The sequence below is a fragment of the Serratia sp. JSRIV002 genome (genome assembly GCF_019968725.1).
In the GTDB taxonomy this organism is placed as follows: Bacteria; Pseudomonadota; Gammaproteobacteria; order Enterobacterales; family Enterobacteriaceae; genus Chania; species Chania fonticola_B.
Genome location: NZ_CP074143.1, coordinates 4,928,963 through 4,940,388, shown reverse-complemented (window position 1 = coordinate 4,940,388; position 11,426 = coordinate 4,928,963). Strand labels below are relative to the sequence as shown.

Below are 11,426 nucleotides of genomic sequence, written 5' to 3'. Positions count from 1 at the left end.
TTTTTAACAGGTGATTTATGACATACGTAATTATTCATGCCTTGGCGCCGATTTTTGTCATTATGCTGCTGGGCTTTTTTGCCGGTAAGGCAAAAATGGTCGATAACCAGAACGTTTCATTACTCAACATCTTCGTGATGGATTTTGCACTGCCAGCGGCCCTGTTCGGTGCCACCGTACAAACGCCTTGGGCGGGGATCGTCGAGCAATCGCCGCTGATCGTGGTGTTGGTGCTGGCGATGTGGATCACCTATGCGGCGATCTATTTTACCTGCACCGGGATCTTCCATAAGTCTCCGCAGGATGCCGCGGTGCTGACGCTCACCGTGGCATTGCCCAACTATGCCGCGCTTGGCCTGCCGATCCTCGGTAGCGTGCTGGGGGAAACGCCGGGAACCTCGCTGTCCGTGGCGGTGGCTATCGCCTGTGGTTCGGTACTGATGACGCCGTTCTGCCTGCTGATCCTCGAGCGTGAAAAGGCCCGTGCGGCCGGCGGGGTTCAGGGGTCCAGCCTGGGCATGTTGCCGGTGCTGATGTGGCGCTCGGTGAAAAAACCGATCGTCTGGGGGCCGCTGCTTGGGGTGGTGCTGTCGGCGGTAGGCGTGCATATGCCTGAAATGGTGCTGGCCGCGATCAAACCGCTTGGCCTGTCGGCCACGGCGACGGCTCTGTTCCTGACCGGGGTGATCCTGTCTGCCCGTAAGTTGCAGATCAACGGCCCGGTGCTGCTGTCGAGCGTGACCAAACTGTTAATCCAACCGTTTATTGCCTGGGGGCTGGTGCTGGCATTGGGCCTGCACGGCAGTGTAGCCATTACCGCTATTTTGATGATCGCCCTTTCTGCCGGTTTCTTCGGTATCGTCTTTGGTAACCGTTTTGGCGTGCAGTCGCCGGATGCCGAAGCCACGTTACTGATCAGTTCCGTGTTGTGTATCATTACCTTACCGCTGTTTATCACCCTGACCTCAGGGATGTAACTGGAGAAGCCGATGATTCGCCCGCATGACCTGATTTGGATTAGTGACCGTGCTGCCCTCAGTGCCGATCAGGCGTTGCCGGAGTGGGTTGGCCAGCAGTGGCGCACTTCATTACCGTTGGTAGTACGGCGCGATGTTCAGGATAGCGGGCGGATCCCGGTGGGGATCCGGGGAATGAAACGCAGCCAGCGCGCCGCAGCTTGGGTTAGCGCAGAGGCTATCCGGCGCGTAGTGACGCCGGAGTCTTTAGTGAGTGAGCCGCTGGCGTTGCTGCACTCGAGCTTTGTTTCCCAGCCTCCGGTGCAGGCGCTCATTATGCTGGCTCAGCGGCCTTGGCCGTGGGGCTGGGGCGTGACAGGTAGCTGTGGTTATGCGTTGGCGACTGAAATCCCGGTGATGCATGCCGACAGCGATCTGGATCTGTTGGTTCGCTGCCCGCAGCCTGCCAGCCTTGATGAGTTGCAGAGGCTGGCACAGTGGTTGCAGGCGTTGCCTTGCCGCGCCGATGCCCAAATAGAAACACCGCTCGGTGGCTTTGCCCTGAGCGAATGGCTGCGGGATGGGCGAGCGATGCTGAAAACCGCTGAGGGACCGTTGTTGACGACGGATCCCTGGGCCAGCTCTCAGGAGATCTGATGAAGATTTTATTTACCTTTCCCGGACAAGGGCCGCAGGTGCCTCAAATGCTGCACCAACTGCCGGCCAATGAAACAACCCAGCGGTTGTTAAGCGAGGCCTGCGCTGTTCTTGACCAGGATGTACTGGCGTTGGACAGCGCCGAAGCCTTACAGAAAACCCGGGCAGTGCAGCTGTGCCTGCTGATAGCCGGTGTGGCTTACGCGCGGGAATTACAGCAACACGGGGTCGAGGCTGATTTTGTCAGTGGGCTATCCATCGGCGCTTTTCCGGCCGCGGTGATCGCCGGGGCCTTGGCATTTCCCGATGCCGTCCGGCTGGTGGCGTTGCGCGGCCAGCTAATGGAGGAGGCTTACCCTGCGGGATATGGCTTGGCGGCGATTGTCGGTTTGCCGTTGCGGCAGGTGGAAAGGCTGATAGACGAGGTCAATAGTGCTGAGTTACCGGCCTATCTGGCCAATATCAATGCCGAAGACCAATTGGTTATCGCGGGTAGCGAAGCCGCGATGGCGCAGGTCATGGCGTTGGCAAAAACCGCCGGTGCAGCGAAAACCCAGCGTTTGGCGGTGAGTGTCCCTTCCCACTGTGCCCTGTTGGCACAACCGGCGGAAAAGCTGGCGCAGGCTATGAAGCAGGTAACCATCAATCGGCCGCAGGTTGCGTATCTCAGCGGCAGTACCGGGCGCGTGTTATGGCAACCGGAGCGAATTGCTGACGATCTGGCCTTCAATATGGCCCGCACCGTGCGCTGGCATGAGGCGATGGTGGCGGCCTACGAACGGGAAGTCCGTCTGGCGATCGAAATGCCGCCGGGCGCGGTATTAACCGGCTTGACCAAAAAAGTGATGGAGCAGGGGGAAGCGCTGTCCCGCTGCCAACTGGGCCTGAACGCGGTCTGCGGCATTGTCGCCAAATATCGGCGCGATTAAACCGGCCCTTCACCGCGAGCGTACATGCGGCCTTCCGCCGTCAATGCCAGCAGGTTCGGATCCTGCTGCTGGTTACGATTGAACACCAGCGCGATGGTTTGGCGCATCTGGTACTGTTCGCACAGCGGCAGTAATTTCAACGTGTGTTCATACATCTTCTTCATCCGCCCAGGCACCAGCGTGTAGCCCACCCCGGCCTGCACCAGGCTGAGCATGGAGAAAATATCATTCACCCGGGTGACGATTTCCGGTTCAAAACCGGCAATCTGAAACGCTTCGCTAAAGCCGTGGTAGGTGGCGAAGCCTTCGGTCAGGGAGACAAACTTCTGGCTGCGAAAGTCTTGCAGGTCTGCCGTGCCATCGCTGTTTAGCGCCGAGGCTGCCGGTGCGGCAAGATAGATATCATCCTCAAACAGCGGCAGGATCTCAAAGCGCAGCGGATCGATTTGGCTGTCGGAAACCGAAATCAGGATGGCGTCCAGCAATTGGTTTTCCAACTGGGCCAGCAGATCTTCATTCGATCCCATAGTCAGGCTGATCTCCATGGCCGGGCGTCGCACCTTCAGCCCCATGATCAACCGTGGAATGGTTTCCAGCGTCAGTGAGTAGAGCGTGCCGATACGCATGCGTTGCTGGCCAAACCCCGCCTTCAACCGAGTTTCTTCGATACCTTTGTAGGTGAGATCCACGATATCGCGTGCGTATTCTGCCAGCGTAAGTGCTGCGGGCAGGGGCAGCAGGTTGCGCCCTTTATGAATAAACAGCGGGCAGCGAAAGCCCTCTTCCAGGGTATGTAACGCACGATGCACGCTAACGCTGCTCAAGCCAAGCTGTTCTGCGGCTCGGCCGATGTTTTCCTTCTCCATAAACGCCAGAAAGATTTCCAATTTTTTCAGGGTGATTTCGCTGTCGATCATCGGCTCAGGCTTGGGTAAGGGCTAAGAAGTGTCATGATAACAACAATTGCCCGTCCATAGCAGGCACCAAGAGCCTTCCCGCTTCCCAAGTGGAGGGCGGACCGTTATATTGCGCCACGAATTATTGAACAACTTTGCGAGCGCTCACTGAGTTAGCTGCGAATTTAAGGTTAAACTCAGTCTTATACACCGCTCAGGAGGGCATGCTATGGATTACGAATTTCTGCGTGACGTAACCGGTCAGGTGGTGGTCAGATTTTCGATGGGGCATGAGGCCATCGGCCATTGGATTAACGAAGAGCTCAACGGTGATTTTAACCTGCTGGACCGTATCGAAGCCGGTGCGGCAGGTGTCAAGGGCAGTGAGCGTCAATGGCAGTTGGAAGGCCACGAATACACGTTGCTGATGGACGGTGAAGAGGTGATGATCCGCGCCAACCAGTTGGAGTTCGAAGGCGACGAAATGGAAGAGGGGATGAACTACTACGACGAAGAGAGCCTCTCTTTCTGTGGCATCGAAGACTTTCTGACGGTGCTGAAAGCCTACCGCTCGTTTATGCTCAACTACTGATTATCCAGACGGGCGCAGGATGCTGCGTGGGATCTACCCGGATATTGCGTTTGTCAGCTGTAACTCGTGGAGCATTGAGAAAGGTATTACCACGCCCACCGAAGAGAAGGCGGGCCTGAAGCAGGATCTGATGGCTAATGCCCGCCAGCGGGTGCTGCTGGCAGATAGCAGTAAATACGATGTCTCTGTGTGACCCCGCTTGCCAGCCTGACGGATATTGTCACCGACAAGGCCTTGCCAGAGACGGCTCAGCGGCAACTAGCCGATCTACCTTGTGGTTTGCATTTGGCGTAACGTGGTTTGATTCAGGACCCTCGCCAATTCCCATGTTGGTCCATGCACTTTCAAGCCGTAGTGCTAAGCTGTAAAGAGGTTATCGTGCGGCGCCGGTTAGCCGAACGCGGCGGTTGAGCACGACCTTATTTTGGCATTTGACACTCAGCATGGAACGTTATGGATATCAATAGAGCTCAGGTTGAACAACTATTTAGTGAAACGATAGATGAGGAAACACTGAGGGCGACGGCTGGAGATATTGCTCTGCCACAGCGTCTTTCCTGGCTTTATGTTATGGCTAATGTACGGGAAGATCCGCTTGAGGATCGATACCTGGATGCGCTAGATGCTTACGATACAGCGTCAAGAGATCGGGTAGCTCCATGTATTGACCCCCTGTATGCCGAAAGCGCTCGCCGACTTGCCTATTTTGGTATTCGGGTTGATCGGCAGGGGCTGGCAGCAGATATTATTTCGTTGACGAGGCATATTGCGATGGGGCTGGAGTGGCACGATCTGAATTTCGATCCCGCACAGCCGCATTTTATGCGCCATGAGTTTCTTCAGCCTTGCCTGACGGGGGCAACCTCGCTAGCGAAGGTTTGTGATGTACTGGCCGTCGCATGCATTCGTTGCAGTAAAAACCAAGCGATTGTCAGTATTGATGGAATGCAGGTGGAGGTGCAAGTCGGTGATGATAGCTTTGCCGATTTGCAGTGGGAAGGTGACACTCGTAGTGCCGCGCTCAGCCTTCGAGCGAACGATCTGCGCCATTTGACCGCCAATGAGGCTCTTGAGCTGAGTCATGAACTTGGGCATTGCCGTCATCATTTGGTCGCGGAACATCCTGCCGGTGATTATGGCCTGCCTTTCTGGGATACGGAATTGCCCGCTTTCCGTGAAGAATGGACATTATGTTCACGGCTTACTCCTAATCTCAGTACTCGAGCTTGGGCTCTTGAGGCGATCAAACAGTCAGTGTTTGCTCTTTTCCCCCTGCTGGTCCCCGTGATGGGGAGTAAGGCCGCTCTTCATCAAGCGGTGAAACAAAACCCTGTCTATTGCCATACGCGAAAAGAGGCGGACTGGCTATTATGCAAATCGCCGCTATTTGTGTGGAGTGGTGTCCCCTACGTACAGTATTTCCTTAGCCTTGTGCGATTTTTATTGGAGACCGGTCCATACGATGACGTGTTGGCTCAGGGCCTAATGCGTTGCGAAACGCGATTCTCGCTTCATGCTGGATGATAAGTGACCGCATCGTTGATCAAGCTGCTTTCCGCCAGTATCGGCATGGTGAGTAATGTTTCCAATGCACTGCCGGTAGCAAGCAGGGTTCTATCATCAAACAACGGGCCAACCAGTTGCATTCCCAAGGGCAAACCGCAAGAGGCCAGGCCAATCGGGAGATTTAACGCAGGGTTACCGGTGACGTTAAACGGAATGGTTTGCGTGGGTACCACGTTGGCTGGTGGTGGCCAATCGGTGCCAAACTCGCTGAAGGCAGGTGCCGGCCGTAGCGTACTGGGGAATATCAGCAACTGATAATGTGGGAATATGCGGGTGTTCAGCCATCCTGTCAGTTCGCTGCGTAAGCGTTGTGCATCCAATAGCTCTGCTGCTGAAATTGTCGCGCCAGGTAGCACGCGTTGATAGGTGAACCGCCCGAAATCCTCCGGCCTTTCGCGCAGACTTTGCTGGTGGATAGCAAAGGATTCGGCAGTCATGATGATCCTGCCGCAGGCGTTGAATAAGTGGTAATCCTTAAATTGAATTTCTTCAACGGTGGCACCGGCATCGCGCAGTAACGCCACGCTATTATCCATTGCTGCGAGTAATTCCGGGTGTGTATATGGGCTGTCCGTCAATAGGTGGCGCGGCCAAGCGACGCGGAAATTACGCCAGTTGATCGCGGGTGGATTAACAAAATCAAAGGTGACATTACAACCTGTAGGGTCATGGGGATCTTGACCTGCGATGACTTGCATGACGTATGCGCAGTCGGCAGCATAGCGTGTTAGTGGGCCACAGTGATCGAGCGACCATGAGAGAGGAAATACCCCATATCTGGATACCAGGCCAAAGGTCGGTTTGAAACCGGTAACGCCACACATGCAGGCTGGGCCTCGGATGGAACCACTAGTATCTGAACCTATGGCTACTGGAACCAGTCCTGCAGCAATCGCTGCGCCAGCCCCTGATGATGAGGCTCCGGTGAAATGTGCAGGGTTCCACGGATTACGTGCTGGGGGAAAGGGGAGCTCAAGACTGGGGCCGCCAAGGGCAAATTCGTGTGTGGCCAGTTTGCCGAGATAGACCCCGCTACCTGCTTTCAGTTTCTTCTCTATTGTACAGCTGTGTGGCGCAATGTGGTGCTGCATGATTTTCGAGTGACAGGTCGTTGCTACACCAGCAACATCGAAAATATCTTTCAGTGCGTAAGGGATCCCGTGTAGTGGTCCCCGGTCATGCCCGTTAGCCAATTCGTCGTCGGCACGCAGTGCGTCGCGGCGTGCCCGCGTCGGGTCTACCTGAATAAATGCTTTTATATGCGGGTTAAAACGCGCAATGCGTTCCAGAAAATAGTCAGTTAATTGCACCGCACTGATTTGACTATTGCGCAGGCGCCGGGCCAACTCGGCCAGGGGCAAAGTGTGCAGAAATTCACTCATGGCACGCCTTATAACAATCAACGGTTTTCAACGCATCGAAGCCGTTTGCGGGTTCCGCCTCGGCATGTTTCACTACGGCGAGCAGGGCGACGGCCTCGCGGATTTCGTGCGTACAGCGTATGGCACCCGCACGATACGGTATTGGTACCGCGATCCCTAACAGCGTCATGTAACGTTCGAACAGGATTTCAGCGTCTTCCATCGGTTATCTCTCCTCATCGATGCCAGCTTGCTTGGCGTTAGTAGTGAACCAGGAAGATGCAAGCAGTGCGTTGCGAAAACTCTCATCTACGTTTGCTGGCAAAATAAACCCCAGTTCTTTATTGGTGGCCTCGACAATTTGCGGCCAGGAACGGCCATCTGCATTCAAGACGCAATGATGAAGCGCGGCGAGATAACGCTTATCTTGCGCCAGGTGTCTTTCTAATGGATACCTTAGTGCAGGGGGGAGAGCTTGAATCAATCCGCGTAAATTCAATGGGCCAGGCCAATGACCATAGAGGCCATCATCTATAGGCCGTGTGGCCGGTGGTTTAGGGGCAATATATTCCGGCCGCTGTTGCTGCAGTTTCAGCAACAGCGGTACCACGATGGCCAGAGTACGTTTCATTTCTACTGGTGATACCTTGTCCGAAGTATCGCCAGCAGTGTGGTTGAAGCGATCGCCGATATGACAGATTTGGATTGCTGGGCTATTGCGACTGTGATCGCTGTGATTCATAAACAGCGCATGGTCGGAAAATCCGTGGAAAGGAATACTGAGCCATTTCCCGCCACTATCCGCAGTCTGTAAAAAAGCCTCGGCGGCACACTCTTCAGCAAGTAAGCCCAAAGATGAGGACAGGCGCTGAGGAGGGTGTTCGATACAAAGTGGTGAGCAGCACAGAGTTTGATTTTCTCCGACCATATCGAGATTGATTACCGCGAGTGGTGCAGGGCGGTGACGATAATGATGTTGCAATGCAGCCACACCCAGGAACTCAGGCCCCCAGATGAATCGAAGAGTGTAACGAAGAGGTGGCGAGGCATCGTTTTTTTGTAGTTGGCTGATGAGTGCTGCCGTTTCCAACAGGGCACTGATCCCTGATGCGTTGTCGTTGGCACCCGCTCGCGAATGGCAAAGGTGGGCGGTTAGCCATATTTCATGCGTGGTATCGCACCCAGGCAGGCAAGCCGTCACCACTGGCATGGCGGCGGTGTGATCCAGGCAGATTTCTGCTTGCGCGCAGCAATGGCGGCGGGCCGCTGTTTCCAAATGCCTCATTTCTTCTGGCGTAGCGCTAAAAGCAAACAGGGAGCTGCCCGGAGGTAGTTCAATTCGGCCACGGAAACTAACGTTTGTTTGCCGATCGTGGCAGGCAGGGGCATCGGTGATAAAACCAGCAGCCCCCGCCTGAGCCAGGAGCAATGGCCAATCTTGTTGGCGATATTGCTCGCTGGGAATGACCAGGACCTTGCCTTGCCATTCGCTTTCTTCGGGCGTCGCCAGTGTGAAGTGCTGCTGGTTTACGGCACAGGAATATGTGGCAATGGCAAACGCGTGCTGTTGATGGTCAATCAACAAATTATCGGCTGCCGGTACGTGCAACCAGGCTTGTAGTGGGGTCCAAGCCAGTGGAGCAGTAAAGTGCCACCAATGTTGTTTGCCATCAGCAGGAAAATGTAGCGTTTCTACCTGTCGCAAGTCCCGTTGCTGTGCCGCCTCCGCGACCCATTTTGCCGCTTGTTCAATGCCTAGTGACGCTTGATAACGGTCAAACTTTCCAAGAGCATCAATGGGTTGCATAAGGCGTGAGGTGCTGCTGTGTTGCAGCACCCAGGCCACCTGTTGGGCAGTGAACATACGCATCCCCCAATATCAGTAGTTATCTGAAAGCTTTTCTTTCATTTTCAACATATTGGATGCTGATAGCAGGATAGAGCCGATCAGGAACAATCCTCCCATGATGCGCAGCACTTCGTTGGTCGTTATCGTATTTCCCCAGGCTCCATAAGCGGCCAGAGAGAAAGGGATAAACATTTTGAAAATACTGCCAGTAATGCCATTGATTTTGCCCAGATCTTTCGCTGGAGCCACCACCAGTCTGTAAGTACGGACACAGACGATATAGATGGAGAACAAAAAGGATTCGCAGAACAGCAGGATGCCTAGCGTTACGATATTGAGATGTATGCTGATCAGTAAATAGGCCAGACCAATGAGTGGGATGGAATAGACCAGTACCTGGATCACGCCAACGCGTTTTTCAACCCGATCGGAACACCAGGAACCCATGATTGCGCCGATACCCCCCGCGGCAAATAATAGGCCGACTTGAAAATCAGAAAGGTTGAGCTGCGATTTGGCGTAATACATCACGGCAATTTCAGAAACGACGACAATCGCGTTGGCAAACGATGTCCACCAAGACAGGATCCATAAATTACGTAATCCATACAGCGCCTTGAAACCGTAAATGATATCGGGAATAAAGGGTTTGTTTTCCGCTGGCGGGGTGCGGCGAAAACTGAACACGCTCAGTAATAAGGCAATAAACAGCAAGGCATAGGATAAACTCAGTGTTTGCGTGTAAGTGAGTAATAACAACATACCGCCGATAATGGCTGGACCAGCACTGTCGAAAACATTGGTCACCATGTTATTGTATTTGTTATATATAATGAGTCGGTTTTCTGGTAACGCTACTTTTGATTGGACGATCAGAGAATTGTTGGCAAAATAGGTCATTCCCATGAGCATGAATACCAATAAAAATAGCAGATGTTGCGAGCTGACACCATTCAATGCCAACAGCATGACCACGACTATTTGCCCTAGGGTTCCGCCGATAAAACCTTTTCGGCTACCAATACGATCGACGAGGGTACCAATAATAAAGCCCAGGACCAGAAAGGGAAGATATTCAAACAACCGTACATGGCTCATCAGATCGTTTGACTGTGTTAATTGGAACGCCCAAAGCGGCAGCACGAAGTAGATAATTTTCTCAGCGATGGCTTTGAGGGCGGTAATGAGTAAAAGTAGCGTCATTATGCCGGCTCCATCCGATAAAAATGACGGATAAATGCTTGATCCTCCAGATAGATCGGCAAGGGTGTGGTACAGAGCAGTTCAGTGAGTTCCCTGCTGAGCGGCGTGGCTGGCACATGCTTGCTACATGACAGTAAAAAGGAAAAAAAGCGTTCCTGCCCTTCCAGCATCAGAATACGTCCGCGAGTGACCAAGGCGCGCTGTGGATGGCTGAGTTCGTCCTTAATGCCTTCCTGCAACGTCATTTTTTTCCAAAGGTTGCGCAGATCAACCAAAGGCTCCCCACTGATGGCTACGCCCATACTGACCAGTTTAAACATCATTGATTGGCACATAGGCGCTTCTCCAAGTCATCTTCATGTTGATAGCAGGCAAAGATTTCATCTTGCATGTCATAGTAGAGGAAGCAGAGGTAAGCCATATCGTCCACTATCTCCTGCTGTTGCTGATGAGATAATAAGGGGATCAAATTGAAATAGTGCTGAGTGAAATCAGCATGTTCTCCTTGCATATTGATGCGGGCATGGCTGAGATGACTATCACGGATTTTGTGAAACTCTGGAGTATCGGGAATGCACTCAGAGAACGCCATCAGATCATCATCATCGCCTTCATAGAAGAACAGGCTGGCGAAGAATGAATGAGGTCTGCGAAGTGCCATATCCTTCAGAAAATCCATATAGGCCAAAGTAGAAGGCAGGGGAGATGAAGCATACAGTTGCTTCTCCTGCCAAGGCGTATCGCTAAATGCCTTGGCCATAATACGTTCGTGAAACAATTCTTCCTTTACAAATTCTTGTGCTAACTGCTGGAGTGCAGCTGGCAGTGGATCGGCTAGGAAACCAATCAGAGAAGAGACGGCTAGTCGGGTGACGTGAAAGTATTCCAATGTCCAACCGAGCAAGAGGATGCGATGTTTTTCGGGTTCCAACATGGCTTGTGCCAGTGGTGTTTCACCCCGTTGGAGTAGCCATTGATTATTGACCAAGTTGTATAAACGGTTGTAGAACTCACTGCCAGAACAACCTGTATCATTGGTCGTGATATCTTGTTCAGGGAGTTCAAAAGCCAGGTTGTTTTCGAGTAGGTACTCATAGAACTGAGCGTTTTCTTGATTGCAAGCCTGAGTTAGTTGAACAGGTCCTGTTATCAATTTATTCAGTTGAGTAACTGCATTGCGATACTTTTCATCATCGTCGAAAATAAGCTCATGAGTTTGCAAGAAAACTGACAGCTGAAGGACTCGATCCCTTTTGTTTTCTTTTATATGAACATAGTCAGGTAAAGAAATCATCGAAGATACCTTTGAATGGAGTTAGGATTAATGGAAGCAAGGTTGTAAGGTTCAATGGTGCATGCGCATGCACCATTGAACCTACCACGATTACAGAGCTGCGTTGGCGCGGCGTACTTTCTT

12 protein-coding genes and 1 pseudogene are annotated in these 11,426 nt (G+C 52.9%); 6 read left to right on the top strand and 7 right to left on the bottom strand.

What is annotated here, in order from left to right:
* Window positions 1–17 precede the first annotated feature (17 nt).
* Genes KGP26_RS23205 through mdcH form a run of 3 tightly spaced genes read left to right on the top strand, consistent with a single transcriptional unit; the run spans window position 18 to window position 2,542 of the window.
* Window positions 18–977 (top strand): AEC family transporter, encoded by a 960-nt coding sequence (locus tag KGP26_RS23205; protein WP_021179701.1) that lies wholly within the window; start codon window positions 18–20, stop codon window positions 975–977.
* A 12-nt stretch (window positions 978–989) separates the two neighbouring features.
* Window positions 990–1,613 (top strand): malonate decarboxylase holo-ACP synthase, encoded by a 624-nt coding sequence (locus tag KGP26_RS23200; RefSeq protein WP_094981436.1) that lies wholly within the window; start codon window positions 990–992, stop codon window positions 1,611–1,613.
* On the top strand, window positions 1,613–2,542 hold the full coding sequence (mdcH, locus tag KGP26_RS23195; RefSeq protein WP_071682005.1) for a malonate decarboxylase subunit epsilon: 930 nt from the start codon (window positions 1,613–1,615) through the stop codon (window positions 2,540–2,542). Before KGP26_RS23200 ends, mdcH begins: the two co-directional genes overlap by 1 nt.
* On the opposite strand, the gene KGP26_RS23190 is transcribed toward mdcH, so the two are convergent.
* Window positions 2,539–3,459 carry a LysR family transcriptional regulator gene (locus tag KGP26_RS23190; RefSeq protein WP_024484333.1) on the bottom strand — a complete coding sequence of 307 codons (921 nt, stop codon included), beginning with the start codon at window positions 3,457–3,459 and terminating at the stop codon, window positions 2,539–2,541. The genes mdcH and KGP26_RS23190 overlap by 4 nt on opposite strands.
* 208 nt (window positions 3,460–3,667) lie before the next feature.
* Between KGP26_RS23190 and yacL the strand changes: the two genes are divergently transcribed.
* From yacL to KGP26_RS23175, 3 genes and pseudogenes are all read left to right on the top strand, one after another.
* A complete protein-coding gene (gene yacL / locus KGP26_RS23185) occupies window positions 3,668–4,030 on the top strand; it encodes a protein YacL (RefSeq protein WP_021179705.1) in 363 nt (120 codons plus the stop codon).
* A gap of 10 nt (window positions 4,031–4,040) precedes the next feature.
* Window positions 4,041–4,324: pseudogene (locus KGP26_RS23180) on the top strand (DeoR/GlpR transcriptional regulator); the annotation flags it as partial.
* Window positions 4,325–4,483: 159 nt separating this feature from the next.
* Complete coding sequence (locus tag KGP26_RS23175) at window positions 4,484–5,554, top strand: hypothetical protein (RefSeq protein ID WP_094981438.1); 1,071 nt, start codon at window positions 4,484–4,486, stop codon at window positions 5,552–5,554.
* On the opposite strand, the gene KGP26_RS23170 is transcribed toward KGP26_RS23175, so the two are convergent.
* The 6 genes from KGP26_RS23170 to KGP26_RS23145 all read right to left on the bottom strand — a co-directional run bounded on the left by KGP26_RS23170 (window position 5,542) and on the right by KGP26_RS23145 (window position 11,303).
* Window positions 5,542–6,978 carry an amidase gene (locus KGP26_RS23170; protein ID WP_094981439.1) on the bottom strand — a complete coding sequence of 479 codons (1,437 nt, stop codon included), beginning with the start codon at window positions 6,976–6,978 and terminating at the stop codon, window positions 5,542–5,544. The two genes, KGP26_RS23175 and KGP26_RS23170, sit on opposite strands and share 13 nt — an antisense overlap.
* Complete coding sequence (locus KGP26_RS23165; protein WP_021179710.1) at window positions 6,971–7,180, bottom strand: hypothetical protein; 210 nt, start codon at window positions 7,178–7,180, stop codon at window positions 6,971–6,973. The genes KGP26_RS23170 and KGP26_RS23165 overlap by 8 nt, the downstream gene beginning before the upstream one ends.
* Window positions 7,181–7,183: 3 nt before the next feature.
* Window positions 7,184–8,764: a DUF4910 domain-containing protein gene (locus tag KGP26_RS23160; protein WP_223664659.1), complete on the bottom strand. Its 1,581-nt coding sequence runs from the start codon at window positions 8,762–8,764 to the stop codon at window positions 7,184–7,186.
* Window positions 8,765–8,836: 72 nt separating this feature from the next.
* The gene (locus KGP26_RS23155) at window positions 8,837–10,009 is read right to left on the bottom strand and encodes an MFS transporter (protein WP_223664658.1); all 1,173 of its coding nucleotides are present in this window, start codon (window positions 10,007–10,009) and stop codon (window positions 8,837–8,839) included.
* Window positions 10,009–10,332: a hypothetical protein gene (locus tag KGP26_RS23150; RefSeq protein WP_021179713.1), complete on the bottom strand. Its 324-nt coding sequence runs from the start codon at window positions 10,330–10,332 to the stop codon at window positions 10,009–10,011. The genes KGP26_RS23155 and KGP26_RS23150 overlap by 1 nt, the downstream gene beginning before the upstream one ends.
* Window positions 10,329–11,303, bottom strand: a complete 975-nt coding sequence (locus tag KGP26_RS23145) for a hypothetical protein (protein WP_094981442.1) — start codon at window positions 11,301–11,303, stop codon at window positions 10,329–10,331. Before KGP26_RS23145 ends, KGP26_RS23150 begins: the two co-directional genes overlap by 4 nt.
* Window positions 11,304–11,426 lie beyond the last annotated feature (123 nt).

Coding starts and splice junctions, on each gene's coding strand:
- KGP26_RS23175 (WP_094981438.1), top strand. CDS start 4,484: ATGGATATCAATAGAGCTCAGGTTGAACAACTATTTAGTGAAACGATA.
- KGP26_RS23160 (WP_223664659.1), bottom strand. CDS start 8,764: ATGCAACCCATTGATGCTCTTGGAAAGTTTGACCGTTATCAAGCGTCA.
- KGP26_RS23165 (WP_021179710.1), bottom strand. CDS start 7,180: ATGGAAGACGCTGAAATCCTGTTCGAACGTTACATGACGCTGTTAGGG.
- yacL (WP_021179705.1), top strand. CDS start 3,668: ATGGATTACGAATTTCTGCGTGACGTAACCGGTCAGGTGGTGGTCAGA.
- KGP26_RS23150 (WP_021179713.1), bottom strand. CDS start 10,332: ATGATGTTTAAACTGGTCAGTATGGGCGTAGCCATCAGTGGGGAGCCT.
- KGP26_RS23205 (WP_021179701.1), top strand. CDS start 18: ATGACATACGTAATTATTCATGCCTTGGCGCCGATTTTTGTCATTATG.
- KGP26_RS23200 (WP_094981436.1), top strand. CDS start 990: ATGATTCGCCCGCATGACCTGATTTGGATTAGTGACCGTGCTGCCCTC.
- KGP26_RS23170 (WP_094981439.1), bottom strand. CDS start 6,978: ATGAGTGAATTTCTGCACACTTTGCCCCTGGCCGAGTTGGCCCGGCGC.
- KGP26_RS23190 (WP_024484333.1), bottom strand. CDS start 3,459: ATGATCGACAGCGAAATCACCCTGAAAAAATTGGAAATCTTTCTGGCG.
- mdcH (WP_071682005.1), top strand. CDS start 1,613: ATGAAGATTTTATTTACCTTTCCCGGACAAGGGCCGCAGGTGCCTCAA.
- KGP26_RS23145 (WP_094981442.1), bottom strand. CDS start 11,303: ATGATTTCTTTACCTGACTATGTTCATATAAAAGAAAACAAAAGGGAT.
- KGP26_RS23155 (WP_223664658.1), bottom strand. CDS start 10,009: ATGACGCTACTTTTACTCATTACCGCCCTCAAAGCCATCGCTGAGAAA.